Source organism: Devosia sp. T2-14, from assembly GCF_055397495.1.
Genome location: NZ_AP027921.1, coordinates 2752747 through 2768591 on the forward strand (window position 1 = coordinate 2752747; position 15845 = coordinate 2768591).

Sequence of the window (15845 nt, forward strand, 5' to 3'; positions counted from 1 at the left end):
GCAGCCCTCGTGGTGCGATGCGAACTCTTCGCAAGCATCGAACCACAAGGGCCCGGCATGATCCTAGCGCCCCAGCTCCCGCGCCACTTCCAGCGCGAAATAGGTCAGCACCCCGTTGGCTCCGGCGCGCTTGAACGCATAGAGGCTTTCCATGATCGAACCCTTGCGGTCGATGGCGCCGGCGGCGGCGGCCATCTCGATCATCGCGTATTCCCCGCTCACCTGGTAGGCGTAGACGGGAATGTTGAAGGTGTCGCGGGTCCGGCGCACGATATCGAGATAGGGCATGCCCGGCTTGACCATCACGCTGTCGGCGCCTTCCTCGATGTCCTGCGCGATTTCGCGCATCGCTTCATCTGAGTTGGCATAATCCATCTGGTAGGTGCGCTTGTCGCCCTTGAGCCGCGCCCCTGTGCCGACGGCCTCGCGGAAGGGGCCATAGAAGAACGAAGCATACTTGGCGGCATAGGACATGATCTGCGTCTGATCATGCCCTTCGGCATCGAGCGCGGCGCGGATGGCGGCAACACGGCCGTCCATCATGTCCGACGGCGCGATGATGTCGGCGCCTGCCTTGGTCTGCGCCAGTGCCGAGCGGACCATGACGTCGACAGTCTCGTCGTTGAGGATTTCGCCGTCCCGCACCAGCCCGTCCTGGCCGTCGCTCGAATACTCATCAAGCGCCACGTCGGCGATCAGCCCGATTTCGGGAACCGCGCTCTTGATGGCCGAAAGCGCCCGGCACATCAGGTTGTCCGGGTTGAAGGCTTCCACGCCGTTTTCGCTGCGCAGGTGGTCGGGCGTATTGGGAAACAGGGCCAGCGCCGGAATACCCGCGTCTCGGGCGGCCTTGGCGGCCTCGACGCACAGGTCGATGCTCAGGCGCTCGACGCCCGGCATGGTGCGAATCCCGGTCTTTTCATTGTGCCCCTCGATGACGAAGAGCGGCCAGATCAGGTCGGAAGGGGTCAGCAGGGTTTCCCGCACCATGGCCCGGCTCCACGCCGTCTGGCGCGTGCGCCGAAGGCGGCGTCCATCGAGAAACGACATGTCGTGCTTCTGCCAATTGTCGGCCATGGGGGCTCCTTATATTGCGCCCTCAATATCAAAGCCGTTAGCGCCGTCCAAGGTGCGGCTTGTCGCATTCGCAAGGGGCAGCTAGAAACGCGTCATGGATTTCAACGCCCAGCCTATTGGCATCTATGTTCGCATCGTTGCCATCATCAGCCTGCTGCTCGGCCTGAACGATGCGTCGCGTCTGCTGGGTGTCAATCTCGGTTCGGTCAGCCCGATCGCCGCGATGGGCATGACGGGATTCGTCTACCTGTCCATCTTTGCGCTTGCCCGCCTGTTTGCGGCCGTTGGCCTCTGGATCAAGGCCAGCTGGGGCGCCGTGATGCTGGTTGGCGTCACCGTCGTCGAGCTGGCGCTCTATCTCATGGGCAGCACAGATGTGGGCATGTCGGCCTTTGGCTTTGCCGTGCGCGTGGCTTTGCTCGCCGCTATCGTGGTCATCTTCGTGCTGGCCTTCCGCCTCGATCGGGCCCGCTCCACCGACTAGCCCGGATTTGGGTGAAACTGCTCGATCGTGATTTCCTCGGCCAGCGCATCCTGTGGCGCGCCGAAGCTGGTGACTGTGGTGAACCAGCGCGTCGTCACGCCATTGCTGCGAAACTCGAGCGGCAGCAGTACCGCGCCTCCCCAATGGCTGCGAACCGTCGACAGCTCCGCCGTGCCCGGCTGCATCATGGCCCGCCGCAAGACCGCGCCGATGGCCGATTCCGGTCCATGGCGGCGCACGCCTTCCCGCATCCGGTGCAACAGATATTCGGCAACGTCACTCCAATTGACGATCGAGTCGCGCACCGCGCCGGGGCGATAAACCAGGTCGACAAGGTTGATCTTGCCGGCATCGCCGGGGCCCGCGCCGATCATTGCCCAGGCGGGCGGGTTGGCATCGAGGATATTGAACGCCACATCCAGCACGATGGCGGGGTAGGGCTCATGGGCCGCCAGCAGCAGCGCCGCTGCCTGCCGCACCTCGGCCATCGCCTCGCTGTGCCAGTCGCTGTCGCCGAACTGTGCCGCAAACCCGGCGGCCGCCAGCATCGCATTGCGCTCGCGCAGCGGCATGTCCAGCGCCTCGGCCAGCCGCAGCACCATTTCGGCGCTCGGCCGGGACCGTGCGGATTCGATAAAGGAAACGTGGCGCGTCGAAACGTCGGCGCTCAATGCCAGCTGCATCTGGCTCATCCCGCGACGGCCGCGCCACTCCCGCAACATGGTGCTGAACATGCTGACCTCCCTTTTCCGCCAGCATGGATGAGCCGCTGCGACAATTCCATTACCTCTGACGTAATTGAGACCATGACCAGCGATCGTCAGTCTGGGGCCGTAGTAAACACCGTCCCGGAGCCAGCCATGACGACCCAGACCGCAACCAGCCCCCGTTTGTCCCCACGCTTCATTTATGCCGCCGATACCGTCGTCTCCGGCGCAATGGGCGTGGTGCTGTTCCTGACGGCCGCCCCACTGACCCAGATTGTCGGCTGGACCCTGCCGGAGAGCTTCCTCTCCACCATCGGCCTGTTGCTGCTGCCATGGGCGGCATTCAACCTCTATGTGGCCCGTGCCGCCCGCCCGACGCGCGGCGTGATGTTCGGCAATATTGGCGGCGACATCACTTGGGTGCTGGGCAGCATTGCCCTCGCCGTGGTGCACGCGCCAAGCCTTACGGCCATAGGCATGGCCCTGCTGATAGGGCAGGCAATCGCCGTCGCCGGAGTCGTCGTGATCAAGCTGGCCGGCGTGCGCATGATGCTCTGAGCATTCGCGTTGAAGAGAGGTCCGCCGCTCTTCACACCCTCGTAAGGTTACAAATTTCTCTACTGGTGTAACGAACTATAAAGCCAAATTCTCATTGCTTTCCAGTAAGATGCTCTTAATCACGCTGCTTAGGGCGATCTTAGTCCGCACGCCGTAGTTTGGCCTCATGAGATGCGAAAAATCGCACAGACTGCAAAACAGTGAGGCACCAATGGCAATCAAATCCAACGCAGCCGAGGTAATGACTTCGGAACGTCCCAAGAGCCTGAAGCCGCTCTATCTTGAAGCTGTTTCGCGCGTCGAGCGTCTTCACCGCCGCCTGCTCGACCTGATCAAGGACGAGTTCGACCGTATGGGCTGGGACGACATCAACCCGGTTCAGGCCCTGCTGATGTTCAATATCGGCGACGCGGAACTGACCGCTGGCGAGCTGCGCTCGCGCGGTTACTACCTGGGCTCGAACGTCTCTTACAATCTCAAGAAGCTGGTCGAAACCGGCTACATCTTCCAGGAGCGCTCGCGTTCCGACCGCCGCTCGGTCCGTATCAAGCTGACCCCGAAGGGCGAAGAAGTGGCCGAAGTGATCGACGAGCTCTATGACCGTCACCTCAAGTCGATCGACAAGGTCGGCGGCCTTGGTGACGACGAATTCGACGGCCTCAACAAGGCTCTCGCCCGCCTCGAGCGCTTCTGGGTCGATCAGATCCTCTACAAGCTCTAAGGCCTGTTGCGCCTGTGCCACATCTGTTCGCGAACGCCGGTCCTTGGGGCCGGCGTTCACATTTGTGCCGCAAACCCACGCGACCAGCTTCGTTACGCGGTTGAAACCATTTCCCGTGTATTCATGGTTCACGAGGTCTGAAAAAGTTCAAATGCGGTTGACCGCGTTGTGGGCTGTTGGACGCGATGGTAGGGCTACCCGGCCTTAGGGGCTGGAATTTTCAGGTGACTCAATGCGGCTGAATAGACGTTCTCTTCTCCGATACTCGGCGTTGGCAGGGGCTTCCCTCGCGCTTCCCGCAGTGGCTCGTGGGCAGGAATCCATTTTCGACATGATGAACCGCGGCAATGTGCTGCGTAACGCCGATAGGGATAGCAACACCGCTGCTGCCCAGGCGCTCATCGCCACCAATGAGCCCATCCTGTCCTTCGACACCGCGCATAACCTGCAGCTGGCGATTTCCCAGTACGAACCCTTCGTCGCCAATGGCGGCTGGGAAGAGGTGCCCCAGGAAGCGTTCCGGCTGCTGCTCGGCAAGTCCGGCTCTGCGGTCATCGCGCTCAAGCGCCGGCTGATTTCGTCGGGCGACATGGTTCTGGTCCCCAACGTCAACGACCTGTTCGACGAAGCCACCGACCGCGGCGTGCGCACCTTCCAGGCGCGTCATGGCCTGCAGGTCAATGGCCAGGTCGATGAAGCCACCTGGTATGCGCTGAACGTTCCGGCCGCGACCCGCCTGCAGCAGCTCTACCTCAACTTCACCCGTGTCCAGAACATGGCCTCCAACCTCACCCCGCGCTACGTGGTGGTGAACATTCCTGCTGCGACCATTGAGGCGGTGGATGGCGGCATGGTCGAGCAGCGCCACACGGCCGTCGTTGGCCGCGTCGATCGCGCCACCCCGATCCTGGCCAGCAAGATCAGCCAGATCAATTTCAATCCGTACTGGCATGTGCCCAAGTCGCTCGTTGAACGCGACCTGACCAAGTACATGAAAGAAAACCCGAATTACCTGACCGAGCAGAACATCCATATTTACGATGGCAAGGGGCAGGAGGTTTCTCCCTCCACCATCGATTGGGATAATCTCGGTAACGCGATCAACTACATGTATCGCCAGGAGCCCGGGGCCGAAAACTCCATGGGCCACTGCAAGATCAATTTCTACAATCCCCATGACGTCTACCTGCACGACACGCCCGGCAAGGCGCTGTTCGGAGAGAATGCGCGCTTCCATTCGTCGGGCTGCGTGCGCGTCGAGGGCGTCAACCAGCTGGTGAACTGGCTGCTGCGCGACAATGGCGATTGGGATCAGAACAAGGTCGATTCGACCTTCGCGTCCCTGCAGCGTCTCGATGTCGAGGTGAAGGCCCGCGTGCCGATCCACACCACCTACATCACTGCCTGGGCCAACCGTCAGGGCACCGTCAGCTTCCGCGACGACGTCTACGACTTCGACGCCCAGGGCAAGGTCAAGTTTGAAGCTTGAGCCCGCTAACGTTTAGAACAAGAGTAGCGCCCTCCATCCGGAGGGCGTTTGCTTTTGGCGAGCCGAGAATCTGCTAATGTCGGGGCGGGAGAACCAACATGGCCGATGGTGAGGTTTATTTCGAGTTCGTGCAGGTCGGCCAGCAGATGCGGGTCGCCGCCATCGATGCCACCACGGGCGTCGAGGTTGTGGTCATCGCCCCGCTCAACGCATCCCGCAACGATATGCAGCGCCTTGCCTTGGCCAAGCTGCAAAGGAAGCTGGGCAGCGAGCAATCGCCGTCGCCCCAGCCTCGTGGCAAATACGCCTAGTCTAGAGATTGCACGGGTGGCGGTAGCCGTCATACCCCATGAAGGTATCCGTACGCTCGTCGTAAGACTTGTAGCGCGCATAGCAGCGGGCGACATGGCCGCGATCAAGACGGGTAGGGGCGGGGTCGGCCGCGGGTGCCCTCTTGTTGCCGTTGGCGATAGCACCGGCAATGATCGCGCCGATTGCCAGGCCCAAAATGCCCGCGACGAGCGGCTCCAGATTGGTGCGGTTGCGATAGTAGAAAGCGTCGTATTCGCGGTCGCCCCAGAACCAGTAGCCGCTGCAGTTCCAGTCCTGCGGGGCAGACTGGCAATAGCTCTGCACCACTTGCTTGCGCTGGCCAAAGCTGAGCTGGGTGTCCTGCGCCTGGGCCGGGGTAAGGCTGGTTACCGTCAGCAAGCCAGTCATAACAATGGCCGTAATTTTCGAGATGGAAGATTTCATATTGCCCCCTGCGGATTCTTATTTGTCCTGGAGCCATCTTGCGTAAAATTTGTCTATTAAGCGTTGGTTTTGCTGGTGAGCGATCAGTGAAGTCTTCTGCGACAATTTTACGGATCCACAAAGCCCGATCGCCAGCGGGGCCCACTTCACATTGGCTTTGTTCTGCGCCATAAATGAGCCGTTCGCGCTACTGGCGAGAAGAGATGGTGTACCATCGGGGAACGCGAACTTGAAATGCCGCTCGCCTGGGCACCCATCCGTCAACAGGGAGCCCCCATGTATCTACACCCCGCAAAACCCTCCCGGCCTTGGAATCGCACGTTCCGGCGTGTTAAGGCCACCGCAATGCCATTTCACTTCGTCGCTCGCGAGGTAACTACCCTATGACTTCCGCCGCATCTCCCTCGCTTTTCCCGAACTTCTTCACCAATTCCGTCGCCGATACCGACCCGGAACTGGCCGCCGCCATCAACAGCGAGCGCGGCCGTCAGCAGGACGAAATCGAGCTGATCGCCTCCGAGAACATCGTCTCGCAGGCCGTGCTGGAAGCACAGGGGTCTGTCCTCACCAACAAGTATGCCGAAGGCTATCCGGGCCGCCGCTACTATGGCGGCTGCCAGTATGTCGATATCGCCGAAACCCTGGCCATTGATCGCGCCAAGGAACTCTTCGGCGTCGGCTATGCCAACGTGCAGCCCAATTCCGGCTCGCAGGCCAACCAGGGCGTTTATCAGGCGCTGGTCCAGCCCGGCGACACCATCCTGGGCATGTCGCTCGACGCCGGTGGTCACCTGACCCACGGCGCCAAGCCCAACCAGTCCGGCAAGTGGTTCAACGCCATCCAGTACGGCCTGCGCAAGCAGGACGGTCTGGTCGATATGGACCAGGTTCGCCAGCTCGCCCGCGAGCACAAGCCCAAGATGATCGTGGCCGGTTTCTCGGCTTACTCCCGCGTCATGGACTGGGCGGAGTTCCGCGCCATTGCCGATGAAGTCGGGGCCATCCTGTTCGTCGATATGGCCCACGTGGCAGGTCTCGTCGCTGGCGGTGTGTACCCCAGCCCGTTCCCGCACGCCCACGTCGCCACCACCACGACCCACAAGACCCTGCGCGGTCCGCGCGGCGGCCTGATCCTGACCAATGACGAAGAGATCGCCAAAAAGATCAATTCGGCCATTTTCCCGGGCATCCAGGGCGGTCCGCTGATGCACGTCATCGCCGCCAAGGCCGTGGCGTTCAAGGAAGCCCTGCAGCCTGAATTCAAGGCGTATGCCGCGCAGGTCGTCGCCAACGCCAAGGTGCTGGCCGAGACCCTCGTCAAGGGCGGCGTGGATATCGTCAGCAAGGGCACCGATAACCACCTGATGCTGGTCGATCTGCGTCCCAAGGGCCTGACCGGCAAGGCGACCGAGAAGGCGCTCGAGCGCGCGCACATCACCTGCAACAAGAACGCCGTGCCGTTCGACCCCGAAAAGCCTGCCATCACCTCGGGCATTCGCCTGGGCACCCCGGCTGGTACGTCGCGTGGTTTCGGCGAGGCAGAGTTCAAGCTGATCGGTGAGCTGATCATCGAAGTGCTCGATGGCCTCAAGGAAAACGGCGAAGATAATAACGGCGCCGTCGAAGCTCAGGTTCGTGCGAAGGTGAAGTCCCTCACCGATCGCTTCCCAGTCTACGGCCAGTAAGGATCCGGTATGCGCTGTCCCTATTGCGGAAATGACGACACGCAGGTCAAGGACAGCCGGCCGACCGAGGATTCCGGGGCTATCCGCCGTCGCCGCGTCTGTAACGGATGCGGCGGCCGCTTCACCACTTTCGAGCGGGTGCAGCTGCGCGAACTGACCGTGGTCAAGAAGAGTGGCCGCAAGGTGCCCTTCGATCGCGAAAAGCTCGCCCGCTCGGTTTATACGGCTTTGCGCAAGCGAGCCGTCGACACCGACCGTATCGAACGCATGATTTCCGGCATCGTCCGCCAGCTCGAGAGCTTGGGCGATGTCGAAGTCACCTCCGACCAGATCGGCGAATATGTCATGGACGGCCTCAAGGGCCTCGATGACGTGGCCTTCGTCCGCTTTGCATCGGTCTACAAGAATTTTTCGGCTGCCGACGATTTCCGCAATTTCCTTGCCGAACTTGCCGATGGGCAGGGAAGCGTCCGGGACGACGAGTGACCAATCCGACGACTGCACAGGACGAGCGCTGGCTCGACGCCGCGGCGCGCTATGCCGCGCCTTTTCTCGGCACGACCGCCGATAATTCCGCGGTTGCCGCGCTGGTTGTCGATGAACGCACGGGCACCTTGCTGGCACGGGCCGTAACCGCCAGGGGCGGGCGCCCGCATGCCGAGGCCCAGGCCATCGAGGCCGCCGGATTCGACGCGGCCGGTTGCACCCTCTACGTGACGCTCGAACCCTGCCACCATTGGGGCCGCTCTCCGCCCTGCGTCGATGCGATCATCCGCGCCGGCATCATGCGCGTCGTTATCGGCGCCGCCGCTTCGCCGGATCGCAGCAGCGTCGCGCTGCTCGAATCTGCCGGCATCGAGACAATCATCGCCGATCACCTGCCATCGCTGCGATTGCATGCCGGCCATGTGCTGCGGCAAATCGCCGGGCGCCCGCAGGTCACCGCCGTGCTTGCCGTCTCCGCCGATGGCAAGATCGGGCTCGCTGCCGGGGGCAGGGGGAACCTGCCGGGTCCGGCGGCGCGGCACTGGGTCGACGTCTTGCGCTCGCGCTCCGACGCCACCCTCATTGGCGGCGCGACCGCCCGCAGCGACGATCCAGATCTCTCCGTCGATCTGCCCGGCCTGGCCGCGCGCACCCCGCTGCGCATCGTGCTGGCTGGCGTCGAAGGTATCGGCCGCGACGTGAATCTGATTGGCGGCTTTTCCGGCTATCGCACTGCAATCATTGCAGAAACCAACACCAAGATTGATGCTCCAGTATCGGTTGAGGTCATCCGCGTGGCTGGCCAGAAGGGCCGCCCCAACCTCGTCGAGTCGCTCAGGGCCATCGGCGGCAAGGGCGTCCAGAACCTGCTGGTCGAGCCCGGCCAGCGCCTCACGGCGGCGCTCCTCGAAGCCGATCTTGTTGACCGGTTCGCGCTTATCACCAGCAAAACTCTGCTGAAAGATGACGGCATTCCGGCCAGCACGGATGGGCCGATTGCCGACGTGATCGAGGCTGCGGGCCTCGTTGAGGTCGAGCGGCGGGCACTGGGCGAGGACGAATTGACCCTTTACGAGCGACCCGCGCTGCGAGAATAGCAGCGCCCCCGGTTGAAGTTCCCTGCGGGGAAGATTATGGGGTTGCATTCCCCCGATTTTGGCATCGCGGCCCTGCGGCCACACAGCAAAGATGAAAGCAGACATGGCCGACGCCCCCAAACGCGATCCACAAGCGAACCGCCCCGCCAACCAGCGCGGTGCCGCCCGTCTGGCCGCCGTTCAGGCGCTCTATCAGATGGACGTCGGTCGCGCGACGCTCGAGGACACGCTGGCCCAGTTTGGCGCCTTCCATCTCGGTCGCGAAATCGAGGGCGAGCAGTACCTTCCTGCCGACGCGGATTTCTTCCGCCAGATCGTCACCGGCGTGACCCGCCACCAGCTGGCGATCGATCCCGCCGTGGACCGTGCCCTGGCCGATGGCTGGCCGGTTGAGCGCGTCGACGCAACCCTGCGCGCAATCCTTCGTGCGGCGGCTTTCGAGCTGCTGCGGCGCAAGGACATTCCCTCGCGCGTCGTCATCACCGAATATGTAGACGTGGCCAAGGCCTTCTACGAAGACGACGCCACAGGGCTCGTCAACGCGGCGCTCGACGCGATTGCCCGCGAGACGGGCAACGACGAGGCGTAGTCCTCCCAGGCATTCGCGAGAACCACCCCAAAAGAAAAGCCCCGCTTTCGCAGGGCTTTTTGTTGTTCTGGTGGTGAACCTAGAAGCTCGACAGGATCGAGTCGATGAACGACCGGTCTTCGCCGTAGGACGGCGTGCGGCGGCTCTCGATGGCGACGGTCTTGCCATCCTTCAGGCCATAGACGGCCTTGTCGATGACCTTCTTGTTCTTGTCGAAATAGACGACCAGCACCTTGCGCGAGTCGACCATGGTCATACCGAACGAGGTCTGACGCACCTTGGTCTCGACATAATAGAATGCAGACTGGTCGCCGAACGTATTGGTCGACTGCGGCGAGCCGAGCACCATGGTCACCAGCTGCTGGCTCTGGCCAGGACGGATCTGAGCCAGCGCGCTATCCGAGATCTCGTATCCCTGGGTCCGCTTGGTGATCAGCGAATTGCTGCTGGTGCACGCGGCAAGCGTCAGGGCGAGCAGGGCGGCAGCGGCGAGCGGCGCGATGGAACCGGAAACGGTACGCAGGGGCATGAATTTGACTTTCCCGATGGCTCTCGACTATAGGCTCCACAACAAGGCCGAGCCTTTGTGGTCGCCGGAATGTGTAGCTGCCAACCCGTCCTTCTGGCAAGTTGGCAATGGTCTGGCGGGCCAGTTTGCCAGTGTTAGGCCCAACAAGATGCTGAGCGCAATCCCATGATCCTGTCACTGTTTCGCAAGAATACTGCCACCGAACCGGTTTATGCCGTCTATAGCGCTATTGTGGCGCAATCCCGGCAACCCCGCTTCTACGCGGATTGGCAGGTGCCCGATACCGTCACTGGCCGTTTCGACATGATCAGCTTGCATATGGCGCTGCTGTTCCGGCGTCTGCGCGCCGAAACCGGCGATCAGAAAGAATTCAGCCAGGCCGTGTTCGATCTCTTCTTCAAGGATATGGACCGCTCCCTGCGCGAAATGGGGGTAGGCGACCTCGGCGTTCCGAAGCGCATCCAGAAGATGGGCAATATCTTCTTTGGTCTGCTCGCGGCGATGAACGAAGCGATGGACCGCAACGATGCGCAGGCGCTGCAGGCCGTGCTGTCGCGCAATGTCTTTGACGGCACTGAGGGCCCGCATATCGCGGCCCTGGCCGATTACCTGCTGGCCGAAGATCGGGCGCTGAGCGAACAGCCTGCCAAGACGATCACCGGCGGCGAACTCCGTTTTGAGGTGGCAGCGTGAGCGCCCACGATCCTATTTTCGACGCTGTCGTGCGACTCGACCGTCTTCCTGCGTCCGGCCGCGACCTCAAGGTGTCGCTCGATGAGCCGACCCGCGCCGTTCTGGCAGAGGCCCTCAAGCTCAGCGCCGTCGATTCGTTCGATGCGATGCTGACCGTCGTGCCTCTGCGCGGCGGCATCCGGGCCCAGGGCCGCGTCACCGCCGATATCGTCCAGCCCTCGGTGGTTTCCTTCGAGCCGGTTGGCCAGCATATCGACGAAGTCGTCGATCGCGTGTACCTGCCGGAGGCGACCGCCCACAAGCCGACGCCCGGCTCCGAAATGTTCATCGACCTTGAAGATGACGACTTTCCCGATCATATCGACGGTCCCGAGGTTGATCTCAGCGCGCTGCTGATCGAGACCATGGCGCTGGCGATCGATCCCTATCCGCGCCACCCGGGCGAGAGCCTTGATACGCTCGGCGTGAAAATCGGCGATGAGCCTTCCGGGCCCTTTGCAGCCTTAGAAAAGCTCAAGAAGTCCACTGATACTGACCGCTAGAAACGGTGAGTGGGCTTGCACCGACTCCCTGATGGGATATGTTTGCTTGCCTCCTAGTGAGGCGTAGAACGGGCGGAAATGACCGACACTATTACAATCTCAGTGGACGCCATGGGCGGCGACAACGCGCCCCGTGCGGTGATCCACGGCGCCTCACTGGCCTTGCGCGAGCGCAAGAATACCCGCTTCATCTTCCATGGACGGCAGGAGCAGATTGCTCCTCTCCTCGAAGAGTTTCCCGAGCTCAAGTCGGCATGCACCGTACGCCACTGCGAGACGGTCATCGCCATGGACGAAAAACCCAGTCAGGCCCTGCGCAAGGGCAAGGGAACGTCGTCCATGTGGATGGCCATCCAGGCGGTGAAGGACGGCGAAGCCGACGTCGCAATCTCCGGCGGCAATACCGGCGCGCTGATGGCCATGGCCACCTTCTGCCTGCGCCCCATGCAGGGCATTTCCCGTCCCGGCATCGCCGCCATCTGGCCCACGCTGCGCAGCGATATCATCGTGCTCGACATGGGGGCCACCATTGGCGCCGATGCCAAGCAGCTGGTCGACTATGCGATTCTGGGTTCCGCTCTCGCGCGCTGCCTGTTCGACGATGACACCCCGACCGTCGGCCTGCTCAATGTGGGCACTGAAGAGGTCAAGGGTCTCGACTACATCAAGGAAGCCGGGCGCATCCTCACCGAAGCCAGCGGCTCCGGCTTTGCCTATCACGGCTTCGTCGAAGGCGACGATATCGGCAAGGGCACGGTCGACGTTGTCGTCACCGAGGGCTTTGTCGGCAATATCGCGCTCAAGACCGCCGAAGGCACCGCCCGCCAGGTCGGCACCTACCTGCGCAACGCACTCAAGTCCAATCTGATGAGCCGCATCGGCGCGCTGTTCGCGACCTCCGCGCTCAATGCCCTGCGCCGCAAGATGGACCCGCGCACCGTCAATGGCGGCGTGTTCCTTGGGCTCAACGGCATCGTCATCAAGTCCCATGGCGGCACTGACGAGATCGGCTACAAGAGTGCCCTGAGCCTGTCCTATGAAATGGCGCGCAGCCGCCTGATCGATAAGATCGGCGATACCATGCAGCGCTTTCCTATCAAGACGGTCCCGGAGACCGTTGATCCCGAACCTGAGGCGAAACCGGCGTGACCAAGACGCGTACAATCATCCGCGGTGTCGGCGGCTATCTCCCCGAGAAGGTCCTGACCAACGCCGAGCTGGCGACCATGGTCGATACATCCGACGAGTGGATCCAGCAGCGTGTCGGCATCAAGGAGCGCCACGTCGCTGCCGAAGGCCAGTTCACCTCTGATCTGGCAGCAGAGGCGGCCCGCAAGGCCATGGCCTCTGCCGGCGTGACCATCGATGAGATCGACCTGATCGTCGTCGCTACTACCACGCCTGATTATACCTTCCCGTCTGCCGCGACGCTGGTTCAGATGAAGCTCGGCATGAACCACGGCATGGCATTCGACATCCAGGCCGTGTGCTCTGGCTTCGTCTATGCCGTCGCTACCGCTGACAGCTACATCAAGAACGGCCTGGCGACTCGCGCGCTGGTCATCGGCGCCGAAACCTTCACCCGCCTGCTCGACTGGACCGACCGCACCACCTGCGTGCTGTTCGGCGACGGCGCCGGCGCGGTCGTGATGGAAAAGACCGAGCTGGCCGACGGCGAGCAGGAACGCGGCGTGCTGGCCTCGGCCCTGCGCTCGGACGGCCGCCATTGGGACAAGCTCTATGTCGACGGCGGTCCATCGACCACCGGCACGACCGGCCATGTGCATATGCAGGGTCCCGAAGTGTTCCGCCACGCCGTGGGCAAGATCACCGACGTGGTCTACGCCACGCTTGAACAGACCGGCTACACCGTCGATGACCTCGACTGGTTCGTGCCGCATCAGGCCAACAAGCGCATCATCGACGGGGCAGGGGCCAAGCTCGGCCTGCCGCCCGAAAAGGTGGTGACCACGGTCGACCTGCATGCCAACACCTCGGCTGCCTCGGTGCCGCTGGCGCTCAGCGTCGCCGTTGCCGATGGCCGCATCAAGAAGGGCGATCTGGTCATGCTCGAGGCGATGGGCGGCGGCTTTACCTGGGGTGCCTGCCTCATTCGGTGGTAACGTCCTTCACGCCTGATTGACCTCAACCCTTTCAAGGCGTTAGTGTCCTTGCGGGTAGAGGAACCCAGCGCAGAAATCGGCCGAACGAGGGGTTGTGGCGGTCCGGTAGCGCTGATGAAGGGTACGGATTCCCGCGGTGCGGTTTACCCGAGCAGGGAACCGGCCAACGAGATGTGGTTGGGATGCGGATGTCTGCATCCCGACAGGGGATTTAATCCTTTCAGCAACACGGGGGCACGGATGACGCAGAAGACGGTTACGCGAGCTGATCTTGCCGAAGCAGTTTATGGAACGGTCGGCCTTTCCCGGACCGAGTCGGCAGAGCTGGTCGAGCGCGTGCTCGAGCTCATCGGCGATGCGCTGATCGGCGGCGCCAATGTGAAATTGTCTTCCTTTGGATCGTTCCAGGTCCGCTCGAAAAACGAGCGCATCGGCCGGAATCCCAAGACGGGTGAGGAGGTTCCGATCCTTCCCCGGCAGGTTCTTGTGTTCAAGCCATCCAACGTGTTGAAGTCCAAGATCAACAAATCTATGGTTCGTGCTGGAAAATAAGCCATCCAGTGAGTCACCGCCTCCGTGGACAAGTCTCCCGACGCATTCCGGACGATATCTGAAGCGGCTGAAGAGCTGGACCTGCCTCAGCACGTCCTGCGCTTTTGGGAGACTCGTTTCAACACGATCAAGCCGCTGAAGCGCGGCGGCGGCCGGCGCTATTACCGCCCCGAAGACGTGATGTTGCTGCGCGGCATCCGTCACCTGCTTTACGATCAGGGCTTCACCATCAAGGGCGTCCAGCGGATCCTGAAGGACCAGGGCCCGCGTTATGTCATCGCCGTCGGCGAGGGCAAGCCGCTCGAAGAAATCCTGCCGATGATCGAAATGGCCGAAGAGGCCAGCGATGAGGCGGAAGTCGAAGAAGCCGTCATGCTGGCCAGCCCCGCGCTCGATCGGGAATCCCGCGACAAGCTCTCCGAAGTGCTGCGCGAACTGCTCGAATGCAAGCGCATCCTGGAACGCGCCCGCGAGAACTGAGGTCGCGTAAATCCCCTCCATCAAGCTGCTAGCTTGGCGCGCCAACCGCACGCCGGGGCGCTTCCATTTGGGCTGTTTTCACCACTTCCATACCAATTTTGGAATGAACATTCCGTATTGACAACAATGCGGAACCTGTATTTCATTTGACGAAATTGGACGGCAATGGATGGGGCAGGGAGCCGGGCGCAAGCGCCCTGGGCCACGCCGTTGTGTCAGCAAAATCAGGCGCTTGGCCGCCGATACTGAGAATTCCCGTGCCAGGGAACATCCGGGGAGAACAGCCGGTGAACCGGACACCAGCTCTGTGGAGGAGAAACGAAATGAAGAAGATCGCACTGGCCTGCTTTATGGCCACGGCAATGGTTGCTTCTGCCGTCATGCCTGCATACGCCGAGGGAGAACGCTTTGTTCTGGTGAGCCACGCTCCCGATTCCGATAGCTGGTGGAACACTATCAAGAACGCCATCAAGCTTGCGGGCGATCAGATGGGCGTCACCGTCGAATACCGCAATCCACCCACCGGCGATCTCGCGGACATGGCGCGCATCATCGAGCAGGCGGCTGCGTCTTCGCCCAATGGCATCATCTCCACCATCGCCGATTTCGACGCCCTCAAGGGGCCGCTGGAAGACGCTGTGGCGCGTGGCATTCCGGTGATCACCATCAATTCGGGCACCATCGAGCAGTCCAAGGAAATCGGCGCGCTCCTGCATGTCGGCCAGCCTGAATACGACGCCGGCTTTGGGGCCGGGGAGAAGGCCAAGGCGGCCGGCGTGACCAAGTTCCTCTGCGTCAACCACTACATCACCAATCCGGCCTCGGTTGAGCGCTGCCAGGGCTTTGCCGACGCGCTTGGCGTCGAGCTGGGTAGCCAGATGATCGACTCCGGCATTGACCCGAATGAAGTGCAGTCCAAGGTCGCGGCCTACCTGCAGACCAATCCGGACACCAACGGCATCCTGACGCTCGGCCCGAACTCGGCGCATCCCACCATTGCTGCGCTCGACCAGAGCGGCAAGGCCGGAACGCTCTTCTTCGCGACCTTCGACCTGTCGCCGGAAATCTCGACGGCCATCAAGGCCGGTACGATCAACTTCGCCATCGACCAGCAGCCCTTCCTGCAGGGCTACCTGCCGGTGGTGATCCTGACCAATCTGGCCCGCTATGGCGTGGTGCCCGGCAACTCGATCAATTCGGGCCCCGGCTTCATCACCAAGGACAATATCAACCTGGTTGAGAAGTACGCCGGCGAATATCGCTAGCAGACGCTGAGC

Annotated in this window: 20 protein-coding genes and 1 riboswitch; of the genes, 16 read left to right on the top strand and 4 right to left on the bottom strand. The window is 62.2% G+C overall.

Features of this window, described 5'->3' with window-relative positions:
• Window positions 1-63: 63 nt before the first annotated feature.
• The gene (hemB, locus tag ACZ5WT_RS13380; protein ID WP_464284281.1) at window positions 64-1077 is read right to left on the bottom strand and encodes a porphobilinogen synthase; all 1014 of its coding nucleotides are present in this window, start codon (window positions 1075-1077) and stop codon (window positions 64-66) included.
• Between the two features lie 94 nt (window positions 1078-1171).
• On the opposite strand from hemB, the gene ACZ5WT_RS13385 reads away from it, so the two are divergent.
• Window positions 1172-1561 carry a DUF6163 family protein gene (locus ACZ5WT_RS13385; RefSeq protein WP_464284282.1) on the top strand — a complete coding sequence of 130 codons (390 nt, stop codon included), beginning with the start codon at window positions 1172-1174 and terminating at the stop codon, window positions 1559-1561.
• Here ACZ5WT_RS13385 and ACZ5WT_RS13390 read toward each other — a convergent pair.
• Window positions 1558-2295: a helix-turn-helix domain-containing protein gene (locus ACZ5WT_RS13390; RefSeq protein ID WP_464284283.1), complete on the bottom strand. Its 738-nt coding sequence runs from the start codon at window positions 2293-2295 to the stop codon at window positions 1558-1560. The genes ACZ5WT_RS13385 and ACZ5WT_RS13390 overlap by 4 nt on opposite strands.
• A gap of 126 nt (window positions 2296-2421) precedes the next feature.
• Between ACZ5WT_RS13390 and ACZ5WT_RS13395 the strand changes: the two genes are divergently transcribed.
• The 4 genes from ACZ5WT_RS13395 (at window position 2422) to ACZ5WT_RS13410 (ending at window position 5347) form a co-directional block, all read left to right on the top strand.
• Window positions 2422-2826, top strand: a complete 405-nt coding sequence (locus tag ACZ5WT_RS13395; RefSeq protein WP_464284284.1) for a hypothetical protein — start codon at window positions 2422-2424, stop codon at window positions 2824-2826.
• A gap of 211 nt (window positions 2827-3037) precedes the next feature.
• Window positions 3038-3547, top strand: a complete 510-nt coding sequence (ldtR, locus tag ACZ5WT_RS13400) for a transcriptional regulator LdtR (RefSeq protein ID WP_464284285.1) — start codon at window positions 3038-3040, stop codon at window positions 3545-3547.
• A gap of 331 nt (window positions 3548-3878) precedes the next feature.
• Complete coding sequence (locus tag ACZ5WT_RS13405; RefSeq protein ID WP_464284286.1) at window positions 3879-5036, top strand: L,D-transpeptidase family protein; 1158 nt, start codon at window positions 3879-3881, stop codon at window positions 5034-5036.
• A 98-nt stretch (window positions 5037-5134) separates the two neighbouring features.
• On the top strand, window positions 5135-5347 hold the full coding sequence (locus ACZ5WT_RS13410) for a DUF6898 family protein (protein ID WP_464284287.1): 213 nt from the start codon (window positions 5135-5137) through the stop codon (window positions 5345-5347).
• A gap of 1 nt (window position 5348) precedes the next feature.
• Here ACZ5WT_RS13410 and ACZ5WT_RS13415 read toward each other — a convergent pair whose 3' ends face one another.
• Entirely contained in the window at window positions 5349-5792 is a 444-nt protein-coding gene (locus tag ACZ5WT_RS13415; RefSeq protein ID WP_464284288.1) for a BA14K family protein, read from the bottom strand.
• Window positions 5793-5968: 176 nt separating this feature from the next.
• Window positions 5969-6050: riboswitch (ZMP/ZTP riboswitch) on the top strand.
• 125 nt (window positions 6051-6175) lie between these two features.
• Here ACZ5WT_RS13415 and glyA point away from each other — a divergent pair.
• The 4 genes from glyA to nusB all read left to right on the top strand — a co-directional run bounded on the left by glyA (window position 6176) and on the right by nusB (window position 9649).
• Complete coding sequence (gene glyA / locus ACZ5WT_RS13420; RefSeq protein ID WP_464284289.1) at window positions 6176-7477, top strand: serine hydroxymethyltransferase; 1302 nt, start codon at window positions 6176-6178, stop codon at window positions 7475-7477.
• Window positions 7478-7486: 9 nt separating this feature from the next.
• Entirely contained in the window at window positions 7487-7963 is a 477-nt protein-coding gene (nrdR, locus tag ACZ5WT_RS13425; protein ID WP_464284290.1) for a transcriptional regulator NrdR, read from the top strand.
• Entirely contained in the window at window positions 7960-9060 is a 1101-nt protein-coding gene (ribD, locus tag ACZ5WT_RS13430; RefSeq protein ID WP_464284291.1) for a bifunctional diaminohydroxyphosphoribosylaminopyrimidine deaminase/5-amino-6-(5-phosphoribosylamino)uracil reductase RibD, read from the top strand. The genes nrdR and ribD overlap by 4 nt, the downstream gene beginning before the upstream one ends.
• A 103-nt stretch (window positions 9061-9163) precedes the next feature.
• Complete coding sequence (gene nusB, locus ACZ5WT_RS13435) at window positions 9164-9649, top strand: transcription antitermination factor NusB (protein WP_464284292.1); 486 nt, start codon at window positions 9164-9166, stop codon at window positions 9647-9649.
• A 79-nt stretch (window positions 9650-9728) separates the two neighbouring features.
• Here the strand turns inward: nusB and ACZ5WT_RS13440 are convergent, their stop codons facing one another.
• Window positions 9729-10178, bottom strand: a complete 450-nt coding sequence (locus ACZ5WT_RS13440) for an outer membrane protein assembly factor BamE (protein ID WP_464284293.1) — start codon at window positions 10176-10178, stop codon at window positions 9729-9731.
• A gap of 165 nt (window positions 10179-10343) precedes the next feature.
• Here ACZ5WT_RS13440 and ACZ5WT_RS13445 point away from each other — a divergent pair, with 165 nt between their 5' ends.
• The 7 genes from ACZ5WT_RS13445 to ACZ5WT_RS13475 all read left to right on the top strand — a co-directional run bounded on the left by ACZ5WT_RS13445 (window position 10344) and on the right by ACZ5WT_RS13475 (window position 15833).
• Entirely contained in the window at window positions 10344-10871 is a 528-nt protein-coding gene (locus ACZ5WT_RS13445) for a ubiquinol-cytochrome C chaperone family protein (protein ID WP_464284294.1), read from the top strand.
• Entirely contained in the window at window positions 10868-11413 is a 546-nt protein-coding gene (locus ACZ5WT_RS13450; protein WP_464284295.1) for a YceD family protein, read from the top strand. Before ACZ5WT_RS13445 ends, ACZ5WT_RS13450 begins: the two co-directional genes overlap by 4 nt.
• A 78-nt stretch (window positions 11414-11491) precedes the next feature.
• On the top strand, window positions 11492-12562 hold the full coding sequence (plsX, locus tag ACZ5WT_RS13455) for a phosphate acyltransferase PlsX (protein WP_464284296.1): 1071 nt from the start codon (window positions 11492-11494) through the stop codon (window positions 12560-12562).
• Window positions 12559-13536 (top strand): beta-ketoacyl-ACP synthase III, encoded by a 978-nt coding sequence (locus ACZ5WT_RS13460; RefSeq protein WP_464284297.1) that lies wholly within the window; start codon window positions 12559-12561, stop codon window positions 13534-13536. Before plsX ends, ACZ5WT_RS13460 begins: the two co-directional genes overlap by 4 nt.
• Window positions 13537-13776: 240 nt before the next feature.
• The gene (locus tag ACZ5WT_RS13465; RefSeq protein WP_464284298.1) at window positions 13777-14088 is read left to right on the top strand and encodes an integration host factor subunit alpha; all 312 of its coding nucleotides are present in this window, start codon (window positions 13777-13779) and stop codon (window positions 14086-14088) included.
• Between the two features lie 24 nt (window positions 14089-14112).
• A complete protein-coding gene (locus ACZ5WT_RS13470) occupies window positions 14113-14568 on the top strand; it encodes a MerR family transcriptional regulator (RefSeq protein ID WP_464284299.1) in 456 nt (151 codons plus the stop codon).
• Between the two features lie 323 nt (window positions 14569-14891).
• Window positions 14892-15833 carry a sugar ABC transporter substrate-binding protein gene (locus ACZ5WT_RS13475; RefSeq protein ID WP_464284300.1) on the top strand — a complete coding sequence of 314 codons (942 nt, stop codon included), beginning with the start codon at window positions 14892-14894 and terminating at the stop codon, window positions 15831-15833.
• Window positions 15834-15845: the final 12 nt, after the last annotated feature.